General features: G+C 69.0%; 14 protein-coding genes and 1 other RNA gene. 9 read left to right on the top strand and 6 right to left on the bottom strand.

All coding sequences use genetic code 11. From position 1 onward, the window contains the following. Positions 1–112 precede the first annotated feature (112 nt). Positions 113–2,704 (bottom strand): glycosyltransferase, encoded by a 2,592-nt coding sequence (locus tag ACQQ2N_RS00845; RefSeq protein ID WP_440223774.1) that lies wholly within the window; start codon positions 2,702–2,704, stop codon positions 113–115. Between the two features lie 135 nt (positions 2,705–2,839). On the opposite strand from ACQQ2N_RS00845, the gene rnpB reads away from it, so the two are divergent. The 9 genes from rnpB (at position 2,840) to ACQQ2N_RS00800 (ending at position 9,777) form a co-directional block, all read left to right on the top strand. Beyond that, an RNA gene (gene rnpB / locus ACQQ2N_RS00840) (RNase P RNA component class A) lies at positions 2,840–3,194 on the top strand. Between the two features lie 128 nt (positions 3,195–3,322). Then, positions 3,323–4,528 (top strand): type II secretion system protein GspL, encoded by a 1,206-nt coding sequence (gene gspL, locus ACQQ2N_RS00835; protein WP_440223773.1) that lies wholly within the window; start codon positions 3,323–3,325, stop codon positions 4,526–4,528. After that, the gene (gene gspM / locus ACQQ2N_RS00830; protein WP_440223772.1) at positions 4,525–5,019 is read left to right on the top strand and encodes a type II secretion system protein GspM; all 495 of its coding nucleotides are present in this window, start codon (positions 4,525–4,527) and stop codon (positions 5,017–5,019) included. The genes gspL and gspM overlap by 4 nt, the downstream gene beginning before the upstream one ends. A gap of 42 nt (positions 5,020–5,061) precedes the next feature. Beyond that, positions 5,062–5,829 carry a type II secretion system protein N gene (locus tag ACQQ2N_RS00825; protein ID WP_440223771.1) on the top strand — a complete coding sequence of 256 codons (768 nt, stop codon included), beginning with the start codon at positions 5,062–5,064 and terminating at the stop codon, positions 5,827–5,829. 2 nt (positions 5,830–5,831) lie between these two features. Beyond that, entirely contained in the window at positions 5,832–6,638 is an 807-nt protein-coding gene (locus ACQQ2N_RS00820; protein WP_440223770.1) for an inositol monophosphatase family protein, read from the top strand. A 40-nt stretch (positions 6,639–6,678) separates the two neighbouring features. Beyond that, a complete protein-coding gene (gene nudE, locus ACQQ2N_RS00815) occupies positions 6,679–7,239 on the top strand; it encodes an ADP compounds hydrolase NudE (protein ID WP_440223769.1) in 561 nt (186 codons plus the stop codon). Further along, positions 7,236–8,033: a 3'(2'),5'-bisphosphate nucleotidase CysQ gene (cysQ, locus tag ACQQ2N_RS00810; RefSeq protein WP_440223768.1), complete on the top strand. Its 798-nt coding sequence runs from the start codon at positions 7,236–7,238 to the stop codon at positions 8,031–8,033. Before nudE ends, cysQ begins: the two co-directional genes overlap by 4 nt. Before the next feature lie 61 nt (positions 8,034–8,094). Then, positions 8,095–8,901, top strand: coding sequence for a nucleoside triphosphate pyrophosphohydrolase (gene mazG, locus ACQQ2N_RS00805; protein WP_440223766.1), 807 nt, complete (start codon positions 8,095–8,097; stop codon positions 8,899–8,901). Between the two features lie 51 nt (positions 8,902–8,952). Next, complete coding sequence (locus ACQQ2N_RS00800; protein ID WP_440223765.1) at positions 8,953–9,777, top strand: DUF4097 family beta strand repeat-containing protein; 825 nt, start codon at positions 8,953–8,955, stop codon at positions 9,775–9,777. A 93-nt stretch (positions 9,778–9,870) separates the two neighbouring features. Here the strand turns inward: ACQQ2N_RS00800 and ACQQ2N_RS00795 are convergent, their stop codons facing one another. The 5 genes from ACQQ2N_RS00795 to dnaE form a co-directional block, all read right to left on the bottom strand. Next, entirely contained in the window at positions 9,871–10,830 is a 960-nt protein-coding gene (locus ACQQ2N_RS00795) for an acetyl-CoA carboxylase carboxyltransferase subunit alpha (RefSeq protein ID WP_440223764.1), read from the bottom strand. 138 nt (positions 10,831–10,968) lie between these two features. After that, positions 10,969–12,681 carry a hypothetical protein gene (locus ACQQ2N_RS00790; RefSeq protein ID WP_440223763.1) on the bottom strand — a complete coding sequence of 571 codons (1,713 nt, stop codon included), beginning with the start codon at positions 12,679–12,681 and terminating at the stop codon, positions 10,969–10,971. Between the two features lie 377 nt (positions 12,682–13,058). Then, positions 13,059–15,494, bottom strand: coding sequence for a TonB-dependent receptor domain-containing protein (locus tag ACQQ2N_RS00785; protein ID WP_440223762.1), 2,436 nt, complete (start codon positions 15,492–15,494; stop codon positions 13,059–13,061). Positions 15,495–15,701: 207 nt separating this feature from the next. Then, positions 15,702–16,157, bottom strand: coding sequence for a hypothetical protein (locus tag ACQQ2N_RS00780; protein WP_440223761.1), 456 nt, complete (start codon positions 16,155–16,157; stop codon positions 15,702–15,704). 257 nt (positions 16,158–16,414) lie between these two features. After that, positions 16,415–19,954 carry a DNA polymerase III subunit alpha gene (gene dnaE, locus ACQQ2N_RS00775; RefSeq protein WP_440223760.1) on the bottom strand — a complete coding sequence of 1,180 codons (3,540 nt, stop codon included), beginning with the start codon at positions 19,952–19,954 and terminating at the stop codon, positions 16,415–16,417. Positions 19,955–19,976: the final 22 nt, after the last annotated feature.

Here is a 19,976-nt window from a genome sequence, read left to right as displayed (position 1 = left end):
GTGAAGATTCGGGCCGGTTTTCGTTATAGCAGGAGAAAAGTTCGAACGGTGTTAGCCATCCGGCCGTACGCGGCGCGCGTTCACATTCGTTTGCGCGGCGCCGCGCGGAACCTCAGCCCACGGTGTCGCCCGAGCGGTGCGCGACCCACGCGCCGATCAGCGCCGACGCGTACGGGATCGCCTGCGCGGCGAGGATCGTGATCCACAGCTTGCCCTCGGTGTACTGCATCGCGCTCGACAGCAGCATGCCGATCACGCAGCCGCACAGCGCGATGAACATGAGCAGCTCCTCGCGCACCGACGAGAATGCGCTCGGCTTGTCGTTGAGGCGACGGCTCTTGGCGGTGCGGATGAACTCGCCCTTCTTGCGCCACAGGCCCAGGAAGATGCCGCGCGCGATCGCGTGCGACAGGCCCATGCTCGCGATCGACGCCATGAGCGTGTCGTACCAGCCGCAGGGCACGCGCTTGCGGTACAGCACGATGCCGAAGAACGCCTTGCTGATGAAGAAGCCGATGATCGGCACGAGGAACAGTTCCATCGGCAGCGTGAAGTACTGCGGCCAGCCGACCATGCCGATGGTCCAGACGATCGCCATCATCGTGAACACGAGATGCAGCGCGTCCGCGAACCACGAGAACCAGCCGGTCAGGAAGTGGAACTTCTGGCCGCGGCTCAGCGGGCTGTCGCGGCTGACCATCCAGTCGAAGCGCGCCTTCATGATCTGCATCGCGCCGAAGGCCCAGCGGTAGCGCTGCGACTTGTACGCGGTGAAGTCGGCCGGCGTGAGGCCCTTGCCCATGAGCTCGTCGACGTAGACGAGGTCGTAGCCCTTGTGCATGAGGCGCAGGCCGAGCTCGGCGTCCTCGCAGATCGTCCATTCCGACCACGAGCCCGTGTCGACGAGCATGTGCTTGCGCACCATCGTCATCGTGCCGTGCTGGATGATCGCGTTGCGCTCGTTGCGGTGGTGCATGCCGATGCGGAAGAAGCCGTCGTACTCCCACGCGGTCATGCGGCGGAAGCGGTTGTGCTCGAAGTCGCGGTGCGCCTGCGGGCACTGCACGACGGCGACGTTCGGATCGGCGAAGTAGCCCGTGAGCGCGCTGAGCCAGTCCTTGCGCACGACGTAGTCGGCGTCGACCACGGCGATGACCTCGGCACGCGGATCGGTCTGCTCGATGCCGTAGTTGAGCGCGCCGGCCTTGAAGCCCGGCCACGGCGCGAGGTGGAAGAAGCGGAAGCGCGGCCCGAGCTTGGCGCAGTAGGCCTCGACCGGCTTCCAGACCTCCTCGTTCTTGGTGTTGTTGTCGATGACGAGGACTTCGAAGTTCTCGTACTCGAGCGCGGCCAGCGAATCGAGCGTGAGGATGACCATCTCGGGCGGCTCGTTGTAGCAGGCCAGGTGGATCGACACGAACGGCTGCGAGGCGTCGGTCTTCGGCTCGAGCAGGTGGAAATGGCGCAGCCAGGTCGGCCGCCAGATCACCTCGGTGAACTCGAAGCCGTTGATGAGCAGCACGAGGATGATCGCGATCTGCGCCGGGAACAGCAGCAGCAGCATGCTCCAGTCCAGCGGGCTGAGGTAGAACGCGAGCGGCACGCTGATCGACCAGACGATCACCGACGACGACAGCTGGATCAGCCCGAGGAAGAAGAACAGGCCGGTCGCATAGAAGCGTATGAAATGCCGCGCGAACCAGAACATCGGGATCAGCGCGAGCAGCGACGCGGCGAGGCCCTTGATCCACCAGGTCGGGTCGGAGACGACCGTGCCGGTCATCGAGAACTTCGGTTCGCGCGCGGCGTTGAAGATGCCCCAGTACGCTTCCGCGCGGCCGCCGAGGATCTCCTTCCATGGCTGGTCGATCGCTTCCATGATGTAGTAGTCGATGCGCTCGCGCTCGGCCACGTTGATCCATTCGCGGATGAACTGCGCCTCGTTCTCGATCGAGGGCTGCGCGTAGGTCTTGCGGTCGCCGTTCGAAGGCCAGCCGATCTCGCCGATGATCACGGGCTTGTCGGGGAACAGCTCCTTGAGCCGGTAGTACTGGCCCAGCGTGAAGTTGATCGCGTCCTTGCGCGGGATGTGTTCCCAGTACGGCAGCAGGTGCACGGTGATGAAGTCGACGTGCCGCGCGAGCCGCGGGTTGCGTTCCCAGACGAAGAACGGTTCGGCGGTGGAGACCGGGATCTTGAGCTGCGCGCGCGCACGGTCGATGTAGGCGATGAGCTGGTCCAGCGTCATGTCGGCGCGCAGCATCACCTCGTTGCCGACCATCGCCCGCGTGATGTTGGGGTACTTGCGCGACAGCGCGATGAGGCCCTCGATCTCCTCGTCGTTCTTCTTGAGTCGACGGTCGAGCCAGGCGCCCGACATGACCTCCATGCCGTAGAAATCCGCCAGGCGAGGGATCTGCGGGCTTTCGACAGACGAGTAGGTACGCAGGCGCTTGGTATAGCGCGACAGCATGCGAACGTCGGAGGCGAGTTCGGCCTCGCTCGGGAACAGGCCGCGGGTCGGATCCTGGTAGCGCTGGAACGCGCTGAACGCCATGCCTTCGACGCGGCCGTTCCAGTCGGCGATCTGCACCGGGCGGTTGAGGAACGCCCACAGGCCGAAGTTGAGCGCGGCCACCGTGAGGGCGAGCACGACGGCGCGCCAGAACGACTTGCGGACGGTGACGGGATGCTTGCTGCTCAAGGGATTGCGCCGGCCCGGAAACACCGCGTGATGCGGCGCGGCAGCATAGCGGATGCGCCGGTGCCGGCCAATGAACGGGCCGGCGCGGGGGCGCCGCGGTATCGGCGCGGCGGACGCCACGCTACACTTCGCGGTGGAGTCGGCCAGACAGTCGCGTCACGCTTGCGTGCCGAGGAAAGTCCGGGCTCCACAGGGCAAGGTGCCAGGTAACGCCTGGGCGGCGCGAGCCGACGGAAAGTGCAACAGAGAACAGACAGCCGAACGGCATCGCGAGATGCGCGTGGTGATGGTGAAACGGTGCGGTAAGAGCGCACCGCGTGCGGGGACAACGCCGCATGGCACGGCAAACCCCACCTGGAGCAAGACCGAATAGGGGGACCATGATGCTGCCCGTATCGTCCCCGGGTTGGTTGCTCGAGTCCTGCGGTGACGCAGGACCTAGAGGAATGACTGTCCACGACAGAACCCGGCTTACCGGCCGACTCCCTCGATGCAGGGAACCCCGGGTCGTCGCCTGACGGCCCGGGGTTCTTGCGCTGCGTGCCGTCGCGGGGCGACCCCGATGCCGCACGTGCGGGCGGTGCCGTACAATCGAGCGCTTGTCCCGGATGGCGCCGCATGCCCGATCGTCTGCTGATTCGCCTCGCCCCGGACGGTGCCCTGCAATGGCTTCGCCAGTCCGCGGGTTCGCGTGTCGCCGCCGCGCGCGGCGTGGGCGCGCCACCGTCTTCCGTGCTCGCCGCGGCCGAGGATGTCGTCGTGCTCGTGCCTGCCGAGGATGTGCTGCTGCTCGAGGTGCGCGTCACCGCGCGCAGCGCCGCACAGCGTTCGCAGGCCGTGCCGTTCGCGGTCGAGGACCAGATCCTCGCGCCGCTCGAGGACCAGCACGTCGCCTTCGTACCCGGCCACGGCGACCAGGTCGGTGTCGGTGTGGTCGCGCGCACGCGCCTGCAGGGCTGGCTCGATACGCTGGCCGCGGCGGGCATCCGTCCCGACCGCATCGTGCCGGAGTCGCTCGCGTTGCCGCTCGCGCCCGATGCCGGCAGCGTGCTCGTCGACGGCGGCCGCGTGATCGCGCGCCTTGCGCCATGGTCGGCCGTCGCGTGTCCGCTCGAGGACCTGCCGGCCTGGCTCGAGCGGCTGCGCGCTGCCGGTGTCGATCCCGCACTCGATATCCATGCCGCGCGTGACGTGCGCGGTGTCGCCGCGACGGTGGGGCCGCGCGGCCGTGCGGCCGTCGAGCCGGTGGTGGACGCGTTCGTCTTCCTCGCCGCGCACCTCGAGGCGGCGCCGCTCAACCTGCTCGGCGGACGTTTCGCGGTCGCGCATCGCGTCGCCCGTGGCACGCGCTGGTGGCGTCGTGTGGCGGCGATCGCGGCGGCCGTCGGCGTGCTCGCGTTCGCCGCGCGCGGTCTCGAGGTGATCCAGTTGCAGCGTTCGGTCGCGCGCCTCGAGGCGTCGATGGCCGACAGCGTGCAGCGCACCTTCCCCGATCTCGGCGCCGGCGAGCGTTCGCTCGATCCGCAGCAGGTCATGCGTTCGCGTGTCGACCGCCTGCGTGGCGCCGGGGAAAGCACCGGCCTGCTGCGCGTGCTCGGACAGGTCGCGCCCGTGCTCGGCGCGACCACGCGCACCGAGTTGCGCGGCCTCGAGTACCGCAACGACGTGCTCGAGCTTGGCCTGCGCGCGCCCGACGTGGCCACGCTCGACAGCCTGCGTGAACAGTTCGCGGCGATCCCGGGCCTCGATGCCGAGGTGACCGGCCTCAATCCGCTCGACAACGGCGTCGACGGACGCGTGCGTGTGCGCGGGGAGGGCCGATGAGCCTCGCCGCCTCGTGGAACGGCCTCGCCGAGCGCGACCGCCGCGTGCTCGCGGTCGGTGCGATCGTGGTCGCCTTGCTGCTCGTGTGGGGCTTGGGCTGGTACCCGCTGTCGCGCGAACGCGACCGCCTCGCCGAGCGCCTCGAGGCCGCGCGCCGCGACCATGCCTACGTGCGTGTCGCCGAGGCCGAGGTGCAGCGCCTGCGCAGCGCCGGTGTGCGCACGCTGGCCGATCGCCAGGGCAAGTCGCTGCTCGCACTCGCCGACGCGAGTGCGCGCGGCGGCGGACTCGACGGGGCGCTCAAGCGCATCGAACCGGTCGGGCCGCGCAGTGTGCGCGCGAACTTCGAGTTCGCGCCGTTCGACGTGCTCGCCGACTGGCTCGAGGCGATCGTGCGCGACCACGGCGTGCGCGTGACTGACTTCTCCGCCGATCGCGTCGACGCGACCGGGCTCGTCAACGCGCGTGTCACGCTCGAGGACGTGCCGTAGCGCACGCGGGCATTTTTCCGCTCTTTTCTGCATGATGTGCCGATGAAGATCATCAAGTGGCTGTTCATCCTCGTCGCGGTCGCGGCCGTCGTCGCCGGCGTCATCGCCTGGACGCTGCCGGCCGACGTCGCCTATCGCCAGGTCGCCTCGCGCCTCGGGCCGGTCTCGCTGGTCGGCGTGCGTGGCACGATCTGGGAAGGCCATGCCGACAGCGTCACGGTGTTCGGGCGTGACCTCGGCGAACTCGACTGGCGCGTCGACAAGACGCCGCTGTTCGCGCGGCGCATCAAGGCCGACCTGCGCATCAAGGGCGCCGACATCGAGAGCTCCGGCCTCGTCGAGCGCGAGTGGGATGGCCGCCTCGTCGCCACCGACGTGCGCTTCCGCGTGCCGGCGTCGCTGTTCGATCCGGTGCTCGACGTCCCGTCGCTGAAGTTCCGCGGTGCCGTCACCGGCACGCTCTCGCGCGTCGTGCTCGTCGACGGCCGCGTCACCGAGAGCAGCGGCAACGCGCGCTGGACCGACGCCGGCGTGACGGGCCAGGCCGAGGCGCGCTTCTCCGACATCCTTGCCGACTTCGCCTCGCAGGGTGACGGCAGCATCGCCGGCACGATCGCCGACGACGGCCGCGGCGGGCTCGAGGTCGCCGGGCGTTTCACGGTCTCGGCGACGGCCTACGATGCCGAGGCGTTCCTGTCGGCGCGCAACGGTGATCCGCGCGTGCAGGAAGCGCTGCGCTACATCGGCCAGCCGCAGGCCGACGGCTCGTCGCACCTCGTGCTGCGCGGCCAGCTGTTCCGGTTGTTCTGAGCGTGGCGCTCGACAGGGCCTTCTTGGCGCGCGCGCTCGCCGCCGCGCACGCCGCCGCCGATGCGGCAGCACCCGGCATCCGCGCGCGCTATCGCGAGCGCGATTTCTCGATCGAGACCAAGGCCGACGCGACACCGGTGACCGAAGCCGACCGCGAGGCCGAAGGCGCGATCAAGCGCGTGCTGCGCGAAGCCTTTCCCGATCATGCCTTCCTCGGCGAGGAGGAGGGCCGCGAAGGCGACGGCGAGTTCCTGTGGCTCATCGATCCGATCGACGGCACCAAGGCGTTCGTTCGCGGTTATCCGTTCTTCTCGACGCAGATCGCGCTCATGCATGCGGGCGAGCTTGTGCTCGGCGTGTCGGACGCCTGCGAATACGGCGAGCGCGCCTGGGCCGTGCGCGGCGGCGGAGCATTCCTCGGCCACGCTGCGCACGACGGACGTCGCGTGCACGTGTCCGACGCGCAGGCCTTCGGGCCCGCGACGGCGGTGTCGGGCGGCAACCTGAAGACCCTCGCAGGCGATGCCGCGCGTTGGGCCACGTGGGGCGCGATCGTCGCCGAGACCGGTCGCATCCGCGGCTACGGCGATTTCCTGCACTACCACCTGCTCGCGCGCGGCGCGATCGACCTCGTCGTCGAATCGGATCTCAACATCCTCGACATCGCCGCGCTCGTCGTGATCGTGCGCGAGGCCGGTGGGGTGTTCACGACGCTCGACGGCGGTGCGATCGACCTCGACGTGCGCAGCGCGCTGGCCGGTCCGCCGGCGCTTCACGCACACGCGCTGGCACGCCTCGCGGCACGCTGACTGCCTGCGTTCGGGCAGCGCATCCGGCTACAATCGGCGGATGCGCAAACCGCCCATCGTCCTCGCCACGCGTCCCGTCGAGCAGAGCCGCTTCCTGCGCGCCGAGCAGATCGACCTCGAGTTCTCCAACGGCGAGCGCCGCACCCACGAGCGCCTGCGCGGTGCCGGGCTAGGCGCGGTCATCATCGTGCCGATGCTCGACGACGACACCGTGCTGCTCGTGCGCGAGTACGCGACCGGCCTGGACCGCTACGAGCTCGGCCTGCCGAAAGGCCGCCTCGACCAGGACGAGACCGCCGAGCAGGGTGCCAACCGCGAGCTCAAGGAGGAGGTCGGCTACGGTGCGCGCGAGCTGCACATCCTCGGCTCGCTGTCGCTGTCGCCGACCTACATGAGCTCGATGACGCATGTCGTCATCGCGCGCGACCTCTACCCCGAGCGCCTGCAGGGCGACGAGCCCGAGGAGCTCGAGGTCGTGCCGTGGAAGCTTGCCGAGCTGCACACGCTGCTCGCCGAGCCCGACGTCACCGAAGGCCGTTCGATCGCCGCGCTGTTCATCGCGCGCGAATACCTCGCCGGCCGCTACCGGCCGCGCCCGTGAACCTCGAAGCCCTCGCCGTCGGCGCCTGCCGCATCGCGCAGGACGCCGCTGCAGCGATCCTCGCCGTATACGACGGCGAGTTCGCGGTCGAGCACAAGGACGACCGTTCACCGCTGACCGCGGCCGACCTCGCCGCGAACGCGATCATCGTCGCCGGCCTGCGCGCGCTCACGCCCGACATTCCCGTGCTCACCGAGGAATCGGCGAGCGTGGCGTGGTCCGAGCGCTCGCAGTGGACACGCTACTGGCTCGTCGATCCGCTCGACGGCACGCGCGAGTTCGTCAAGCGCAACGGCGAGTTCACGGTCAACATCGCGCTGATCGACGCGCACCGCCCCGTGATCGGCGTCGTGCAGGCGCCGGTGACGGGCGAACTGGCCTGGGCCTGGCACGGCGGCGGCGCATGGCGACGTGTCGGTGAAGGCGACGCCGTGCGCTGGACTACGCGTCCGCGGCAGGCCGCACTCGTCGTCGCGGGCAGCCGCTCGCACGGCGACGCGCGCCTCGGCGGCATGCTCGACCGGCTCGACTCGCATACGCTTCTGCCGCTCGGCTCGTCGCTCAAGTTCCTGCGCATCGCTGCGGGCGAGGCCGACCTCTACGTGCGCCTCGGCCCGACCTCGGAGTGGGACACGGCTGCCGCGCACTGCGTGCTCGCCGAGGCCGGCGGCGACGTGGTCGACCTGCATGGCCGCACGCTCGCGTACAACACCAAGGATTCGCTGCTCAACCCCGAGTTCATCGCGTTCGGCGACCGCTCGATCGCATGGCCGGAACTGCTCGGCGCGGGCTGAGGCTTCCGCGATCCGCGTGCGGCGCGGACAATGCGTTCCTTTCTTGACCACGGGAACGCGCATGCGAACGATCGACGACCTGCTGGCGATCATGGCGCGCCTGCGCGATCGCGACGGCGGCTGCCCCTGGGACCTCGAACAGAGCTTCGAGACGATCGTGCCGTACACGATCGAGGAGGCCTACGAGGTCGCCGATGCGGTCGATCGCCGCGACTACGCCGATCTGTGCGGCGAGCTCGGCGACCTTCTGCTGCAGGTCGTGTTCCATGCGCGCATGGCCGAGGAGGCCGGGCATTTCCGTTTCGAGGACGTCGTCGCGTCGATCTGCGACAAGCTCGTCACGCGCCATCCGCACGTGTTCGGCGACGCGAAGGCCGACGGCGCCGGCGAGGTGCTGGTCGCGTGGGAGGCGATCAAGCAGCGCGAGCGCGAGGCCGGCGGCGACACCGACACGAGCGCGCTGGCCGGCATCACGCGAGGCCTGCCCGAATGGCAGCGTGCGCTGAAGCTCCAGAAGCGTGCGGCGACGGTCGGTTTCGATTGGCCCGATGTCGGCCCCGTGTTCGACAAGCTGCACGAGGAGATCGACGAGGTGCGTGCCGAGTTCGCCGCGGGCGGTGACCACGCGCGCCTGACCGACGAGATCGGCGACCTCCTGTTCGTGGGCGTCAACGTCGCGCGCCATGCGAAGGTCGATGTCTCGGCGGCGTTGCGCGGCGCCAACGCGAAGTTCGAGCGGCGTTTCCGCCGCATGGAGACGCTCGCGGCCGAGCAGGGCACGACGCTGGCCGGCCAGCCCCTGTCCGCGCAGGATGCGCTGTGGGATCGCGCCAAGGCCGAGGAACGCGCGGCTGTGCCGCCGGCTTAAACCTTTTCCGTGCTGGCCGTATCCCATGCCTACCTTCCAGGGAGAATCGCCATGCGTCGCCTCGTCCTCGTTCCGCTCCTGTTCTGCGCCACGCTCGCGGCCGCGGACGACTGCCCGCACAGCGCGCGCCGCGATTTCGATGTCGACGCGGCCGGCCTGCGCGCGCTGACCGTCGCGCTCGGTTCGACCGACCTGCAGCTGCGCGGCGTGGCCGGGCTCGCCCGCGTCGAAGTGCGCGGCAAGGCCTGCGCCTCGGACGCCTCATTGCTCGAGCGCCTGCAGGTGACGCAGCGCCGTGACGGTGACCGCCTCGTCATCGAGGCCGAGCGCGATACCAAATCCTCGTGGTCGCTGTTCGGTTCGCAGAAGGCCTACATCGACCTCGAGATCCGCGTGCCGGCCGCGCTCGCGGCGACGGTCGAGACCGGTTCGGGCGACGTGGTCGCGCGCGACCTCGCCTCGCTCGACTACCGTGCCGGCTCGGGCGACCTCGAAGCCAGCGACATCGCCGGCGAGCTCGTCGCGAAGGTCGGCTCGGGGGACATCGAGGCCGACGGCGTCGGCCGTTTCACGCTCGTCTCGACGGGCTCGGGCGATGCCAAGGTGCGCGGTGTGCGCGGCGACGTCGAGGCACGCCGCGGCGGATCGGGCGATCTCGATTTCGAGCGCGTCGACGGCGACGTGCGCATCGGCGACATCGGCTCGGGCGACGTGACCCTGCGCGACATCGGGCGCAATGTCACGGTCGAGTCGATCGGCTCGGGCGACATCTCGGCCAGCGACGTGCGCGGCGACCTCGTCGTGCGCTCGCAGGGCAGCGGCGACACGACGCATCGCAACGTCGGCGGCAAGGTCGACATCCCGCGTCGCGACTGATCGCGCAACGGACATGCCGTGAAGACGAAGGGCCGCGCAAGCGGCCCTTCGTCGTCTGGGGCGGAGGTGCGGCGCGCGGAGCGCCGCGGTCCGTCAGGCCGCCTTGTACGCGCCGTAGCGGCGCAGGCGCTGGTAGCGCTGTTCGAGCAGCGTCGGCGTGTCGAGGCGGTCGAGCGCCTCGAGCTGGCCGAGCAGCACGGCCTTGAGGCGGATCGCCATCGATCGCGGGTTGCGGTGCGCGCCGCCGAGCGGTTCGCGCACGATCTTGTCGACGAGGCCGAGTTCGAACAGGCGCGGTGCGGTCAGGCCGAGTGCCTCGGCCGCGTCGCGGGCCTTGTCGGCGCTCTTCCACAGGATCGACGCGCAACCTTCGGGCGAGATCACCGAGTAGGTCGAGTACTGCAGCATGATCGTGCGGTCGCCGACGCCGATCGCGAGCGCGCCGCCCGAGCCGCCTTCGCCGATCACGGTGCACAGGATCGGCACCTTGAGCTCCGACATCTCGAGCAGGTTGCGCGCGATCGCCTCGCTCTGGCCGCGCTCTTCGGCGCCGACGCCCGGATACGCGCCGGCCGTGTCGATGAAGGTGAGCACGGGCAGCTTGAAGCGCTCGGCGAGCTTCATGAGGCGCAGCGCCTTGCGGTAGCCCTCGGGACGCGGCATGCCGAAGTTGCGGCGGATCTTGGTCTTGGTGTCGCGCCCCTTCTGGTGACCGATCACGACCACGCTGCGGCCGTCGATGCGCGCGAGGCCACCGACGATCGCGGCGTCGTCGGCGTAGGCTCGGTCGCCGGCGAGTTCGTGGAACTCGTCGCACATGACCGCAAGGTAGTCGAGCGTGTACGGGCGTGCGGGATGGCGGGCGACCTGCGCGGTCTGCCACGGGCTCAGGTTGCGGAAGATCTCCGCGGTGCGGATCTTGAGCTTGTCCTGAAGCTTGGTGATCTCGTCCTCGATGTTGAAGGCCTGATCGTGGCTGGCATGGCGCAGCTCCTGGATCTTGGCTTCGAGTTCGGCGATCGGCGCTTCGAATTCGAGGAAGTTGGGATTCATTCCGCGACGTTTGAAAGTTCGGTCGCCGAGTATAGCCCGTTCCGGCGGGCCGTCGCGGGGGCCATCGGTGGGGTCGGTGCACCACCAGCGGTCACGTCGCGTGGCCGCTGGCGGTACCCGGAGTCCTCCCGCCCGATCTTACTGGCTGCGCCAGATGTTGATGCCCTGCGTGACGTCCTCGGCGTAGTTCCTCACATTGGCGATGTCGCGCTGATCGGTGATGCCGCCCTGGATGGCGTTGCGCAGCGCGTTCGAAGCCTGCTGCTGGTCGAGCAGTTCGGCGGCATCGGGTCCGAGTGCGGAGGCCAGCGCTTCCTTGGCCGCGTCGGTCAGCTTGCCGGTGCCGCTGTCGACGAGTTCGCCGGTCACGCCCTTCAAGGCCTCGGAGACACGCGGGTTGCTGAAGATCTCGCCGACATAGTCGGACACGCCGCCCTTGAGCTTGTCGAGCGGCACGCCGGCGAGGGCGACGTCGACGATGAACGAGACGAGCTCCTTCTGGGCCTCCTGCTGCGACTTGAGGTCGTTGAAGCCCTGCGTGATCGCGTCATCGGCCGCGCCCGACAGCATCGCCAATCGCTCCATGGCGTCGGCGCTGCCTTCCGTCGTGTTGATCTGCTGCTTGAGGTCCGCCGCGTAGTCCATGATCTCCGCGCGCGCCGTGCCCGCGTACGTCGAGTCCTTGTTGAAGACCACGACGTTCAGCAGGCTGCCGAGGTCGGATGCGTTCTGCATGTACTGCTTGGTCGTCGAATTCTCGACGCTGCCGGCCTTGTCGAGGTCGTACTTGGTCAGTTCGTTGAGGATCGGCTCGGAGTGGCTGGTGAACAGCTGCCCCATCGCGTCGACACGCTCCTGGTAGTTGCCGGTGCGGTTCTCGGCGAAGATCTCCGGCTTCTGTGCCGGCAGGCGGGCGATATCGGCCGCGACCTCGCGCGAGGCCGCCGTGTCGGTGCGCGAGACCTGCGCGACGAGCGAGGAGAACTGATCCGGCAGCGCGACGTCGGAGGTCTGCAGGCCGTCGCGGTAGGCGACCGTGCTGTTGCCGATGATGCCGTCGATGTGCGCCGGCGAGACGAGCTCGCTGCCGTTGGCGACGCGCTCCATGAATGAGGCGAGCTGGCCTTCCTCGAGGCCGTTGAGCACGTTCGCGGCGATGTCGCCACGCGTAGGGTCACCGTTGAGCACCGACGCCGCGCCGACCGCGGCGCGGTTGCGCAGGTCGCCGTCGGACACCTTGTCGTTGAGCGCGTAGTCCTTGATCAGGTGCTCGCTGTAGTTCTCGCGGAACTCGGAGATCTCGGCGTTGTAGTGCGGGCCGCTGAAGAATTCGGCGAACTCGCGCAGGTTGCGCGCGTTCTCGATCTGGTTGTCGACGCCGTCGGTGCTGGTCGAGTTGCGGTTGTAGAGGAACGCGTCGAGCGCGCTCTCGGTGCCGACGACGTTGCCGTTCGCGTCATGGATCGGGTTGCTCGGCAGCGTGCCGTCGTTGTAGGCGCCCGCGATGCCGGCCGCCATGTCGTTGCGCTGCGTCTGCGAGATCTTGCCGCTGTCGACGAGGTCGTTGATGCGGCCCGGATTGAGCCACGAGCTGAAGGCGCCCGGATCCTGGCGAAGCACTTCGGCGACGAGCTGCTTCTGGTACTCGGCGTCGCCCTTCTGCATCTCCTGGGCGAAGGCTTCGGCGCGCGCATCGTAATCGTCGCGACTCCAGAAATTCTTGCCGACGTCGAGGACGTCGCTGGCGGTCTGCGAGACGTCCGGTGTGGTCTGGGTGGGGACCTGGCTGCGTTGTTGCGCGTAGTCGAGCGCGGTCGTCGAGACGTTGGTGGTGTTGACGGAGTCGACCATGTACGGATCCTCGGTGCGTGAGTCAGGGGGCGCTGGCGCCACGCGGCGAGTATCCGGAGCAGGGTCGGCTGAAGGACGTGGGGACTTCCCTAGGGTGGGATGACGGCGCGGTTAAGGCTGTGTTACGGGGCGCGGCCCGACACGAAGAACCATGGGGTCAGGTTCATTTTCCCAAGCCACGCGTCGTACAAAAGCATGAGGTAAAAGCATGGGGTCAGGTTCATTTTTCCAGCGCAGCCCGTCGCGATCGTCGACGCGCCGCGTGGAAAAATGAACCTGACCCCGGGTCTTGAGCCGCTGCGGGGAAAATGAACCTGACCCCGGTTCCGACCCGGCTTCCCTGCGCGCCGGGATGAACCGGCGCGCAGGAGCGTGCATCAGAACTCGACCGACGCCGACAGCCACACGCTGCGGCGCTTGTCCTTGACCTGGAAGTCGTCGTAGCAGAGGTATTCCTGCTGCGACGCGGCCAGTTCGCAGGTCTGCGCGATGAAGTTCTTGTCGAGCAGGTTGTTGACACGGCCGGTCACGGTCAGCCAGCTCCACTGCGCGGGCTTCCACGACGCGCCGAAGTGCAGGATCTCGTAGTCCTCGTAGTACGCGCCCTGCTGCGGCGTCGTCGTCGACGGCGTGCGATAGCGCTTGGAGCGCGCTTCCGCGCTGAGCGCGAGGTTGAGGGTCTCGGTGGCCTGCCAGTCGAGCGTGGCATTGAGCATGTGGCGCGCCGGCTCGCCGGCGATCGGCAGGCCCGAACTCGTGCCGCTCTTCTGCTCCGACTCGGTGAACGTGTAGTTGCCGCGCAGCGTGAAGTTGGCCGGCAGCACGACGCGACCCGCGATCTCGACGCCGCGCGTCTCGGCACGCTCGATGTTCATCGCCTGGCTGAAGGTCGTGTAGCCGAGCTCGGCCCAGCCCGGGCCGACGTCGACGCAGTACACGCCGGCCGGCGCGACCTCGCAGTTCGGCGCCGCGTCGGTGGTGGCGATCTTGTCCTTGAACTTGTTGAGGAACGCGGTGACGTTGAAGCTGAAGTTCCCGTTGTCGAAGTACGCGGCGAGCTCGGTGTTCGTGCTCGTCTCGGGCTGCAGGCCCGGCGTGCCGACGAACGGGCTGACGCCCTGGCCGCCGAAGCCGGTGATGCCCGGGAACAGCTGATTCGGCTTGGGCGTCTTGTAGCCGGTGCTCACGCCGCCCTTGAACGTCCACGCGTCGGTGGCCGTCCAGACGAGGTAGCCGCGCGGGCTGACGTGGTCGCCGAAGATGTTGTGGTCGTCGTAGCGCACGCCGAAGGTGGCGGTGAGCGGATCGACGAAGTTCCAGTTGTCCTCGGCGAACAGCGCCCACTGCTTGTGCTTCTGCGTGGTGCCGTCGCGGAAGCCCGCGCCGTCCATGCCGAACACGCCGTCTTCCATGTCGGTGTCGTTGTACTGGCCGCCGACGGTGAGGATGTGGCGGCCCAGCGGCATCTCGAGCTTGCTGTCGAGGACGAGGCCTTCGAGTTCGAGCACGCGGCGCTGGCGCGGCAGGAACGAGCCGAGCTCGGCGAGCTCGTCCGGCGTGAGCAGGCCGAGGTTGCCGGCGGCTCCGCTGCCGTTGTTGCAGTACGGCGCCATGCCGCGGCGGATGCAGACCTCGTTCCACAGCTGCTGCACCTCGGCGCGCTCGGCGACGGTCAGCGGCAGCGAGCGGCCGAGGTTGTTGGTGGTCGAGCGCATGATGCTGGTCTCGCTCGTGCCGATGTCCCAGCGGCCGACGTGGGTCAGCGCGAGCTGATCACGCTCGTAGCGCTGGTAGGCGGTGTAGCCGACGCGCGGCTGCACGACGCGGCGCGTGATCGTGGCCGGGTTGTTCGGGCCGGCCGGCTGCGACGGATCGAAGTCCGGGTTCGGGAACGTCGCGTTGCCGCTGCGCCACAGGCTGTCGAGGCTGTCGAGCGTGCCGGTCTGGCCGGTCGAGTTGTCGTGCTTCTGGCGCGAGATGTCGTAGTCGAGCATGAAGTCGTGGTTCTCGCTCGGTGTCAGCGAGAGGCGCACGCCGGTGTTCCAGTTGGTGCTCGCGACCTGCTTGCCGCCCGCACCGAAGCCGAGCGAGCGATCCCACAGCGTGCCGTCCGGCAGCGGCAGGGCATCCCACTCGGGATTCGACGCCTTGGTGTCGTAGAGGCTGCCACGCACGGCGAGGCCGAGCGTGCCGGGGATCAGCGGGCCGGCGACGTAGAAGTCGGTCTGGCGGCTGTCGCCGAACTGGTCGTCTTCCTGGTAGGTGTAGCCCTGCGAGAACGAGCCGTGCCAGTTCGCGGCGACCTTGCGCGTGATGATGTTGATGACGCCGCCCATCGCGTCGGAGCCGTACAGCGTCGACATCGGGCCGCGCACGACCTCGATGCGCTCGACCGAGGCGAGCGGCGGCAGGAAGCTGAACTGTCCGCCGCCGAAGTTGTTCGGGTAGAGGTCGCCGACGTTGCTCTGGCGGCGGCCGTCGATGAGCACGAGCGTGTAGTCCGACGGCATGCCGCGCATGCTGATCGTCGCCATGCCGTTCTTGTCGGTGCTCTCCATGCCGACGTCGATGCCCTCGACGTCGCGCAGCGCGTCGATGAGGCTCGTGTACGGACGCTTGGCGAGTTCCTCGCGCGTGACGACGCTGATGCTCGCGGGCGCGTCGGTGATCTTCTGCTCGAAGCCGGCCGCGGTGACGACGACCTGGTGCATCTCGGTGGTGCCGGCGTCGGCGGGCGCATCGGCGAACGCGGCCGCCGGGGCGAACGTCGCGGCGATCAGCGCGGCGAGCGCGTGACGGCGGGGAAGGGACATGGCGCGGGTCGGATTCATGGTGGTTCCGGTGGGAGGGTGAAGGAAGCAGGCGCGCGCGTGGGGTGGCGGCGGCTCGGCGCACGCGCGGGATTCGGGATATCGGCAAGCGTCGGAGGACGCGCGGCGTGCGTCGCCCGTGCACCTGCAGGTGCGTCGTCGGGGCGATGCGGGGATCAGGTGCGACGCTTCAGGCGTCGCGCAGATCGGTCAGCGCGTCGTGGGCGCGGACGGGGGCGCGCGCCCGGGACAGGCGCGGCGGCAACTCGAGAGCAGGCTCGCGGGACGTGACGGACCGCCATGGGTCGGCGACCGGAACGCGAGCGGCAGTGCGGTGTCGTCGACGACGCGTGGCGCATCGAACGACACCCAGATCGCGTATGCCGGGGCGGCGGGCGAGTCGACCACGTCGGTCGCGATGCCGAGACCTTCGCCGACACGGCGACGCTTGCACGATTCCGTGCACTCGTCGGCGAGGCGTTGCGGCGGCAGATCCTGGTCGCCCACCTCGAACGCGAGCTCCGTCGCGACGCGCGAGCGCGTCACGTCGTGCGGGGTCGGCGCGGCGATCGCCTGCCACGACATCACCACGAGCAGCATGCACAGCGCGACGACGCGTGCGGTGACGCGACGGTGCGGGCGGTGGCGGGAAACGCTCGGGGTCATGACGATCCGGCACGCACGGGCGTGCACGGCAATGAGGCAGGAATCACGTAATTTTAATGACAATCATTCCTATTCGCAATTCATTCCGCGCTGCGGCAACGCGTCGCGCAGGTGTTCACACGACACGCGCGCGAAGGATCGGACCCGAGTGCCTTGCGCGGCCAAGGGGATCGTCGCGTGCGCAGCGAGGACTTGTGGGGGAGTCGGGGGCGATGAAGCGAAGCCGGCGCGGACGATCGTCGCGCGCGGCGTGATACTCAGCCCGGCATCGCCGCGCCGTAGACGCGATCGATGCCGAGCACGCCGTCGAGCGCGTCGAGCGCACGCAGCAGTTCGGGATGCGCGCGCACGCGCCAGTCGGGGCCGAGTTCGAGCTCGCCGCGACCGCTCGCGTTGGTGAACGCGACGCGCACCGGCGTGTGGCCGCCGCGCCACGGCTCCAGCGTCGCGTGCAGGCGGTTCGCGAAATCGCCGCCGACGCCGTTGACGCGCAGGCGCAGCGCACGCGTGCGTTGCTCGCAGGCGGCCTCGATCGTCGTCACGCGCTGCGTGCGCAGCTGGTAGCCACCCGAGAAGTCGTCGATCGACAGGTTGCCTTCGAACACGAGGATCGCGTCGCGCGTGACCAGCGGCGCGAACTCGGTCCAGGTCTCGCGGTAGAGCACGGCCTCGAAGCGACCCGAGAAATCCTCGACGCTGACGAACGCGCGCGAGTCGCCCTGCTTGCGCAGGCCCGTGACCGAACCGGCCAGCGTGAACGCCTGGCGGTCGGCGAAGCGGTTGCGCTCGCCGTCGGCGCGCTTGGCCGGCACGCGGTAGTGCTTGTCGACCTCGCCGATCGCGCAGCTCGTGACGTTGGCGAGCAGCTCCTTCCAGCTGTCGGTCGGATGGCCGGAAAGGTAATGGCCGAGCGTGTCGCGCTCGCCGGCGAGGCGGCGTTCGGCCGGCCACTCGTCGACGACCGGCAGTTCGACCGGCGCGGCGGCCGGACTGCTCGCGCCGAACATGTCGTTCTGTCCCGCCAGTGCATTGCGCGCGGTCTGCTCGGCGTTGCGCGTGGCCTCGGGCAGCTGCGCCATGAGGCTTGCGCGGTTCGGCGCGAGGGCGTCCATCGAGCCCGACAGGATCAGCGCCTCGAGTGTGCGCTTGTTGATCTTCTGCGTGTCCACGCGCAGGCAGAAATCGGCGAGGTCGCGGTAGTCGCCCGAGCGCCTGCGCGCGTCGACGACGTTCTCGATCGCGCCCTGGCCGACGCCCTTCACGGCGCCGAGGCCGTAGCGGATCGTGCGCGACGGCGCACCGGGCGTGTCGCCGTCGAGCGCCTCGAACATGTAGGCCGAGGCATTGATCACGGGCGGCAGCACGGTCAGGCCGAGCGCGCGCGCTTCGGCGAGGAAGGTCACGACCTTGTCGGTGTTGTCCATGTCCGAGGACAGCACCGCGGCCATGAACTCCGCCGGGTAGTGCGCCTTGAGCCATGCGGTCTGGTACGACACGAGCGCGTAGGCCGCCGCATGCGACTTGTTGAAGCCGTAGCCCGCGAACTTCTCCATGAGGTCGAAGATCGCGTCGGCCTTCACTTCGGTGAGGCCGTCCTTCGCGGCGCCGGCGCGGAACTTGGCGCGTTCCTTGGCCATCTCGTCGAGCTTCTTCTTGCCCATCGCGCGACGCAGCAGGTCGGCGCCGCCGAGCGAGTAGCCGCCGACGATCTGCGCCATCTGCATGACCTGCTCCTGATAGACCATGATGCCGTAGGTCTCTTTCAGGATCGCCTCGGTGCGCGGATCGGGGTACTCGATCGCCTCGCGGCCGTGCTTGCGTGCGCAGAAGCTCGGGATCAGTTCCATCGGGCCCGGGCGGTACAGCGACACCAGCGCGATGATGTCCTCGAAGCAGTCGGGCTTGGCATCCTTGAGCATGCCCTGCATGCCGCGGCTTTCGAGCTGGAACACCGCGACCGTCTGCGCGCGCTTGAGCAGGTCGAACACCTTGGCATCGTCGAGCGGCAGCTGCGCGATGTCGAGCGCGGCCTCGCCGTGGCGCGCGCGGCGCGCGTTGATCGCCTTTACCGCCCAGTCGATGATCGTGAGCGTGCGCAGGCCGAGGAAGTCGAACTTGACCAGGCCGACGGCCTCGACGTCGTCCTTGTCGAACTGGGTGACGACGCCTTCGCCGTTCGCTTCTGAATACAGCGGCGCGAAATCGGTCAGCGGGCCCGGTGCGATGACGACGCCGCCGGCGTGCTTGCCCGCGTTGCGCGTGAGGTCCTCGAGCTTGAGCGCGAGGTCGACGAGCTCGCGGACCTGGTCGTCCTCCTCGTAGAGTCCCTTGAACTCGCCGACGATGCGGTCGGGTTCCTTGCGCGACTTCTCGCTGCGGCCGAGCGCGTCCTCGAGGGTGAGGTCGAGCGGCATCTTCGGCAGCAGCTTGGCGATCTTGTCGACGTGGCCGTAGCTCATGCCGAGCACGCGGCCGCTGTCGCGCAGCACGGCCTTCGCGGCCATCGTGCCGTAGGTGATGATCTGGCTGACGTGGTCGCGGCCGTAGGCGTCGGCGACGTACTCGATCACGCGGTCGCGCTTGTCCATGCAAAAGTCGACGTCGAAGTCGGGCATGGACACGCGTTCGGGATTGAGGAAGCGCTCGAACAGCAGGCCGTAGCGCAGCGGGTCGAGATCGGTGATGCCGAGCGCCCACGCGACCACCGAGCCCGCGCCCGAGCCGCGTCCCGGGCCGACCGGGATGTCGTGGTCCTTGGCCCAGTTGATGAAGTCCGCGACGATCAGGAAGTAGCCCGGGAACCCCATCTTGACGATGACGTCGACCTCGACCTCGAGGCGGCGGTCGTAGTCCTCGCGCGAGAAGCCCGGCGCGAGCGGCTGGCGCTCGAGGCGCGTGGCGAGGCCTTCGCGCGACTGCGTGCGGATCCACGAATCGAGCGTGTGGCCTTCCGGCACCGGGAAGTCGGGCAGGTAGTAGGTGCCGAACGAGAGTTCGAGGTTGCAGCGGCGGGCGAGCTCGACGGTGTTCTCGAGCGCTTCGGGGAGATCGGCGAACAGCTCGGCCATCTCGGCCGGCGATTTCAGGTACTGCTCGTTCGAGTACAGGCGCGGGCGCTTCGGATCCGCGAGCACGCGGCCGTCGTGGATGCACACGCGCGCCTCGTGGGCCTCGAAGTCGTCGCGCTCGAGGAAGCGCACGTCGTTGCTCGCGACGACGGGCAGGCCCAGTTCCGCGGCGAGCGCGACCGCGGCGTCGACCCAGGCGTCGTCGTCGGCGCGGTTCGTGCGCACGAGTTCGAGATAGAGGCGGTCCGGGAAGCGTTCGCCCCACGCGCGCAGCGCCTCGCGTGCGGCATCGTCGCGCCCCGACAGGACGAGGCGGCCTGCTTCGCTCTCGCGTCCGGCGAGCACGACGAGGCCCTCGCCGAGCTCGAACAGCCAGTCGGCCTCGACGAGCGCGACGTCGCCGTGGCGTCCCTCCGCCCAGGCACGCGAGACCAGCCGCGCGAGATTGCGGTAGCCGATGCGATCCAGGCACAGCACGGTGACGCGGAACGGCCGCGCGCGATCGGCCGGATCGGCGATCCACAGGTCGCTGCCGGCGATCGGCTTGACGCCGGCCTTCTCGGCAGCGCGGTAGAACTTGACCAGCGCGAACAGGTTGACCTGGTCGGTCAGCGCCACCGCCGGCATGTCGGCGGCCGCGCACGCGGCCACGAGCTCGTCGATGCGGATCGTCGAGTCGACCAGCGAATACTCGCTGTGCAGGTGCAGGTGGACGAAGCCCGCGGACATGGCGGCAGGGGGCGGCGCAGGG

It is taken from the genome of Dokdonella aquatica, assembly GCF_051987395.1.
Classification (GTDB): Bacteria; Pseudomonadota; Gammaproteobacteria; order Xanthomonadales; family Rhodanobacteraceae; genus Dokdonella.
The sequence above is the reverse complement of the archived record's forward strand: the minus strand, read 5'-3'. Positions and strand labels throughout refer to the sequence as shown.

Bases quoted from the DNA above. Each gene is read 5' to 3' on its own strand.
- gspL (WP_440223773.1), top strand. From the start codon at position 3,323: ATGCCCGATCGTCTGCTGATTCGCCTCGCCCCGGACGGTGCCCTGCAA.
- gspM (WP_440223772.1), top strand. From the start codon at position 4,525: ATGAGCCTCGCCGCCTCGTGGAACGGCCTCGCCGAGCGCGACCGCCGC.
- ACQQ2N_RS00825 (WP_440223771.1), top strand. From the start codon at position 5,062: ATGAAGATCATCAAGTGGCTGTTCATCCTCGTCGCGGTCGCGGCCGTC.
- nudE (WP_440223769.1), top strand. From the start codon at position 6,679: ATGCGCAAACCGCCCATCGTCCTCGCCACGCGTCCCGTCGAGCAGAGC.
- mazG (WP_440223766.1), top strand. From the start codon at position 8,095: ATGCGAACGATCGACGACCTGCTGGCGATCATGGCGCGCCTGCGCGAT.
- ACQQ2N_RS00800 (WP_440223765.1), top strand. From the start codon at position 8,953: ATGCGTCGCCTCGTCCTCGTTCCGCTCCTGTTCTGCGCCACGCTCGCG.
- ACQQ2N_RS00795 (WP_440223764.1), bottom strand. From the start codon at position 10,830: ATGAATCCCAACTTCCTCGAATTCGAAGCGCCGATCGCCGAACTCGAA.
- ACQQ2N_RS00790 (WP_440223763.1), bottom strand. From the start codon at position 12,681: ATGGTCGACTCCGTCAACACCACCAACGTCTCGACGACCGCGCTCGAC.
- ACQQ2N_RS00785 (WP_440223762.1), bottom strand. From the start codon at position 15,494: ATGTCCCTTCCCCGCCGTCACGCGCTCGCCGCGCTGATCGCCGCGACG.
- ACQQ2N_RS00780 (WP_440223761.1), bottom strand. From the start codon at position 16,157: ATGACCCCGAGCGTTTCCCGCCACCGCCCGCACCGTCGCGTCACCGCA.
- dnaE (WP_440223760.1), bottom strand. From the start codon at position 19,954: ATGTCCGCGGGCTTCGTCCACCTGCACCTGCACAGCGAGTATTCGCTG.